Genomic DNA, 5,499 nt, shown 5'->3' with positions numbered 1-5,499 from the left:
TAACCTGACTCATGAACTGGTTGTTACTGCAACAGACGGGGCAGACAATACAAACACTTCGGTTATCGGACTGACTGTACTCTTGCGAGGCGATGTTGTCCGGGATGGAGAGTTAAATTCTGCAGATGCACTATACATAGCAAAGTATCTGGTAGGTAAAGAATCCATGCCCTCATTGCTTGTAAGTGATATGTCCCCTGCCCAGGGTGATGGAAAGATAACTTCTGCAGATGCACTCTATCTGGCAAAATATCTTGTAGGAAATGAGGCGGCACCATAAGGCATCCTTACGGATGCCTTTTTTTTTGCTTATGCGAATATGAAAACATTAATTGAAAATGCTCAATACATCATGAACACTTTTAATATCGACACCCCTAATGTATAGAGGCTGTCCAGTAACTCAAAATCCGAAGAAAAGAAAGATGGATTAGGGCTTTAAATCGAAAAGAAAGTTGGAGAATTCTTACTGACAGTGATTGTCGGACAGCCTTTGAAGGTTGATAGATATTCTTTAGGGATTTCTAGGAACATTAGTGCCACCAGTGCTGGTTTGGTAGCAAGGTAAGTTAACCTATAGGTCAAATGGGACTATTTTTATTTTAATATTTATGTTCTATCAACTTACGCACAATTGAAACTTCTGTTAAATAGAGCACATCTAAGCCATGCTTAGAGTATCGCATTGCAGCGGCGATGTAAGCAGTGATGGTGAAGTGGATGCGTGGGACTGCACCCATCTGGTTCTTGCAATCGCTGGGGTCTTGGGATGTTTTCTGTGATTTGACAAGGTTATTTCGATATTCACAAGCTGTCTCAAAACTAATTCACATTATACAATTTGGCTATATTTTATCATAATTGGGCAATTATTGATTATAATTCAATGTTATTATCCCAGATGAGATAGATTTCATTTGATTTGTATACATGCTTTTAGTTTTTGGACAGCCTGTTCAATACTTTTTGTTGGAAGTCAAACTAAGATGCAGTAAAAATATCAGGCACATCAGGAGAAAGGGAAGGATAAAGAAATGTAATATTAACGCAAAGTATCTAATAAGAGGTGGGATTGTGGATAAATGGACAAAAAGGAGTACAATCATTGGTGGGACATGGGGCCTGCTTTCGGGTATGATATATGCATGGATGGCTTTTGCTGCTGGATTCTCAGGATATGGAGATGTAGGAGCATTATTTAAAAATATCCCTATAAAATGGAAAATTATTTTTTTACCGGCGTATGTAACAGATATATTTTCTTATTTATTGGGAAATTCATTGATAATTATAGCTTCCTTCCTTGGTGTTTATTTTTTCATAATGTGGTGTATTGTAATATCGATCATGTTCGGCGTTGCAATAGGCATATCTGTAGCTGCATTAATAAAAAAAAGAGGGGTGATAAAATGACGACAAATTGCATTAGACTGTTTGTAATAATAATTTTTTTATTTGGGATATTCTGCATAGTACCTTCTGCATATGCCGGGGAGACAGGGATATTAACATTAGATGTAACCCCGGATGCAATTGTTATGGGACCTGCCACGGAATTTCATCCAAAACATATTAAAGTTGTGACGATAAAAGATGGAATCGAAGTGCCATTGTTCGAGTCTGATATCCTCAAACAAGAAGACATACAAGTGTCAGTTCCGGTTGGGACATATAAGTTATATGTTCAGTTACAGGGGCATAGGACGATATGGGAACTTGACAATGAAGGCAGTGGATATAATGTATCTTCTAATTCTGCTACAGTGGTTCCCTTATGGGAGAATACATTATTTAAGGATGTATTCGCAGATGCTCCATGGCGGACCCAGACCGGCAGTATTCCCATTCTCGTCATGGTTAAAGATGCTGCAGGTATTGCAGGTGATTATGATCTGGGAAATATCGAGATTTACCTTGATGAGGATTGCGATAAAGATGATAATGAAATCGATGATATATTGTTAGGTATGGAAACCAAATGGAATGGTGTAACCGTAGACGGATCACACTATAATCTATATTACCCTGGTGATTGGTATGGCATTACATACCTGGATCCATCTGAACACGATGTAAGTGGAGAGGCTTGCTTCCATGTAGTGATAAGAGATATTGGTGGTTGGATGGATCCTGATAGCGATACCCACAGCCATTTTAATGTGACAATAGCACGTGAAACTCTACCTACATTACCAAATTGGCATGCTGGAGATACCCATTACCATAGCAGTTATACGGATAATGTTGTAGAATTTGGCTTCCCTGTAGAATCCACAGTAGAAGCTGGGAGGGCCATTGGGCTTGACTGGAATGCCATTACAGATCATTCTTTCGACATAAGAGATAGCAAAATAACAGACCCCAATCATAAGTTCACTGCCCTTAAACATGATGTTGGCTCCTATAGTACTGGTTCGTACAGGCTCATACTTGGTGAGGAAGTCTCATGTTATGGACATGAGTCCCTCCCCCTTGTTCCAAGGGGGGTGGTCCATTTTTTGATCTTTGGAATGGAAAATTTCAGCAATGTAGGAGGAACAGGTTTAGACTTTATTCCAGGTAGTCAAGATGAAAAACCAGAAGGCGGGCTAACATGGAATCTTGAAGATGTTATTGATGCAGTTAATTCTCAGGGTGGTGTTAGTTATGCGGCACATCCGGAAGGACATCGCGATGCAAGTGCTGCCGCTTTTGATAGAGTTCCCTGGATAACTGAAGACTATGATCTGGTCGGGTATAATGGTCTTCAAGTGTGGAATATGATAAACAACGACAATGAGCGGGATCTGGGATTAGAACAATGGAGACGCTTATTGTTGAATGGTCGCAAAGATGTATTTATTGCGGGCGGCAGTGACGCTCATGGGGATTTCAGTCATACAACCACTGTAATTGGGCCCTTTGATAACGCCTTTGGAAAGGTTCGGACATATATATACAGTGAAGAATTTACTCATGATGGTATTTTGAATGCTTTGAAAAATGGTCACTCCATAATGTCCGATGGTCCGCTGGTAATTTTCAATATTACCAATGAGCGTGGTGAAACTGCAATTATCGGTGATGAGATCACAGGATACGATCTCACGCTGAACATACAATGGGAATCGACGCTTGAATTTGGAAATGTGTCTCATATTTATTTTATTCTGGGTGTTATTGGTGAAACAGAAGGGGTAATAGATGATTATCATCTTTCTTTGGATAGTCTTTCCAATTCTAAAGTGTATACAGATCTGGCCAGTAAGATCCCTTTGATGAAGAATGGATATGTCAGGATACATGCAACTACAGATAAAGGGCACAGCGTTTACACAAATCCTATTTGGATCAGCAGCTCTGCATTAATTTTCTCTAATGTTTCAATAACCGGGATAACAGCAGATTCCGCGATCATAACCTGGGATACCAATGGGCTGAGCAGTAGCTTAGTCAAGTATGGCACTGAATCCGGTAGTTACACATTACAAAAATATGATCTGGTGAATGTCACCTATCACAGTATACATCTCTTTGGACTTCTGCCAGATACTACCTATTACTTTGTAGTGAACAGTACCGATCAACATGGAAATTCAAACCAGAGTAATGAATATGACTTAACTACTGAAATTCTTCACATTCCACTACAAGCAGGCTGGAATTTAATATCTCTTCCCTTGATCCCAGAAGATACGAGTGTTGATATGGTACTGTCTCCGATCATGGGTGATTATAGCATTATTTGGGCATATAATGCAAGTGATACAGCAGATCACTGGAAGAAATACGATCCATCTGCACCCTTCGGCAATGACCTGACAACTATGGAACCCGGTAAAGGATACTGGATCATGATGACCTCTGATGATACATTATTCGTAACCGGAGATGTGCCTGGATCTACTGATATTATCCTGAAAGATGGATGGAACTTGTTCGGTTACAATTCGCTGGTTGGTCAGCCAATTGAAAATGCTCTCGCATCAGTTAGCGGTAATTACAGTATCGTTTGGGCATATGATACCAGCGATACAGCTGATCACTGGAAGAAGTACGATTCCGGTGCACCTTTTGGAAACGATCTGGCAAATATGGAAGCGGGTAAGGGATACTGGATAATGATGACATCTGATGATATTTTAGAGATTTAAATCTAGAAGAATAATGCAAAAGTGGGGAAAGTATGAATCATTATAGTATTGAAATGGCAGTTAGAAAATTTTTATTTGTATTGGTTATTTTAAGTTTTTTTTTAACTGCCTACGTTCAACCATCATTAGCAGAAGAAGATGATGAAGAAGAAGAATTTTTAGAAACGCTGGAAAATAAAACCTTTCTATTTTTTTATGAAAATACTGATGAACGAGGTTTTACGATAGAAAGTACTGCCTGGCCAATTGGTAGTATTGCATCAAGTGGCTTCTATCTCACATCAATTCCCATCGCTATCGAAAGGAAATGGATAACACATGAAGAGGGGTATCAAAGAGTTCTTACAACTCTTAACAGCTATTACGATGATCCTAATGACCCTGATGATTTTTATGTGGAAAATGAGCACGGTTTTTTCCCCCATTGGTTCCATCAGGAAACTGGAAAGTGGAATGAAATAGATTGTTTTTCCTCGATAGATACTGCGATATTAATGGCTGGTGTACTCACAGTTCGCCAGTATTTCCCGGATACCGAAATAGAAACAGTTGCCACAAATCTTTATGAGGAGGTTGATTGGGAGTGGATGCTCAACGGCGGTGATACACTTTCTATGGGTTGGAGACCTGACACGGGTTTTCTTTCGTCAAGATGGGAGGGATATAATGAGGGTATGCTTGCAGTTCTTCTTGCCTTGGGATCTCCTGATCATTCTATACCAGATGAAAGCTGGGATGCATGGACCCATACTTATAAACCTGCAAAATATACATACAATAATCAAAGTTATACTTTTATAGAGAGCAGTTCAACTTCCCTTTTTACCTATCACCTGACTTTGAAAGATCCCAAAAAACAAGCCCACACACTATCGTTTTTTGTTGCCACCAGTATTTTTTAAATAAAACTCTCGAATCAGCTATCCTTCAAAACCGTTTCCAGTCCAAGTGCAGTAAAAAGTCTCATCTGATCTAATCCCATAGTTTCAAACATAAACTGCGGTTCTTCGTCACCACTTTTCACCAGAACAACTCTAATCTTCTCAAGTTCTTCAATAACTCGCGTCTCGGAGAGCATCTCCTCCTGTTTCTTCAATTTCCATAGCAAAAGCCTGTAGAATACCAACCCCATAACACAAAGGAATGAATGCACCTTTATCCTTTTATCTTTCCGAAGAAAAAAAGGTTTCATAGATATTATCATCAATCCCTTTACCCACATAAAATCCTTTTCAACAAAGTCTTTCTGATTGTACGTTTTCACTATTTTTAGCATGAAAGTACCCTCAGTCTTAACATCCCGTGACTATCGTTGTAAAGAAAACAACAATTTTCTGGGATGTTAAGATCAAAGATATTTATCTGT

The 5,499-nt window shown here is 39.2% G+C and carries 5 protein-coding genes; 4 read left to right on the top strand and 1 reads right to left on the bottom strand.

The features are described 5' to 3' along the window. The 4 genes from HF974_07820 to HF974_07805 form a co-directional block, all read left to right on the top strand. On the top strand, nucleotides 1–280 hold a 280-nt coding region (locus HF974_07820; protein ID MBC2698226.1), incomplete at its 5' end, for a hypothetical protein. Nucleotides 281–966: 686 nt separating this feature from the next. Further along, the gene (locus HF974_07815) at nucleotides 967–1,413 is read left to right on the top strand and encodes a hypothetical protein (GenBank protein MBC2698225.1); all 447 of its coding nucleotides are present in this window, start codon (nucleotides 967–969) and stop codon (nucleotides 1,411–1,413) included. Further along, nucleotides 1,410–4,133: a CehA/McbA family metallohydrolase gene (locus HF974_07810; protein ID MBC2698224.1), complete on the top strand. Its 2,724-nt coding sequence runs from the start codon at nucleotides 1,410–1,412 to the stop codon at nucleotides 4,131–4,133. Before HF974_07815 ends, HF974_07810 begins: the two co-directional genes overlap by 4 nt. Before the next feature lie 32 nt (nucleotides 4,134–4,165). Continuing rightward, a complete protein-coding gene (locus tag HF974_07805) occupies nucleotides 4,166–5,035 on the top strand; it encodes a hypothetical protein (protein MBC2698223.1) in 870 nt (289 codons plus the stop codon). 14 nt (nucleotides 5,036–5,049) lie between these two features. Here HF974_07805 and HF974_07800 read toward each other — a convergent pair whose 3' ends face one another. After that, nucleotides 5,050–5,409 (bottom strand): hypothetical protein, encoded by a 360-nt coding sequence (locus HF974_07800; GenBank protein MBC2698222.1) that lies wholly within the window; start codon nucleotides 5,407–5,409, stop codon nucleotides 5,050–5,052. Nucleotides 5,410–5,499: the final 90 nt, after the last annotated feature.

The organism is ANME-2 cluster archaeon, assembly GCA_014237145.1.
GTDB lineage: Archaea > Halobacteriota > Methanosarcinia > Methanosarcinales > Methanocomedenaceae > Methanocomedens_A.
The sequence above is the reverse complement of the archived record's forward strand: the minus strand, read 5'-3'. Positions and strand labels throughout refer to the sequence as shown.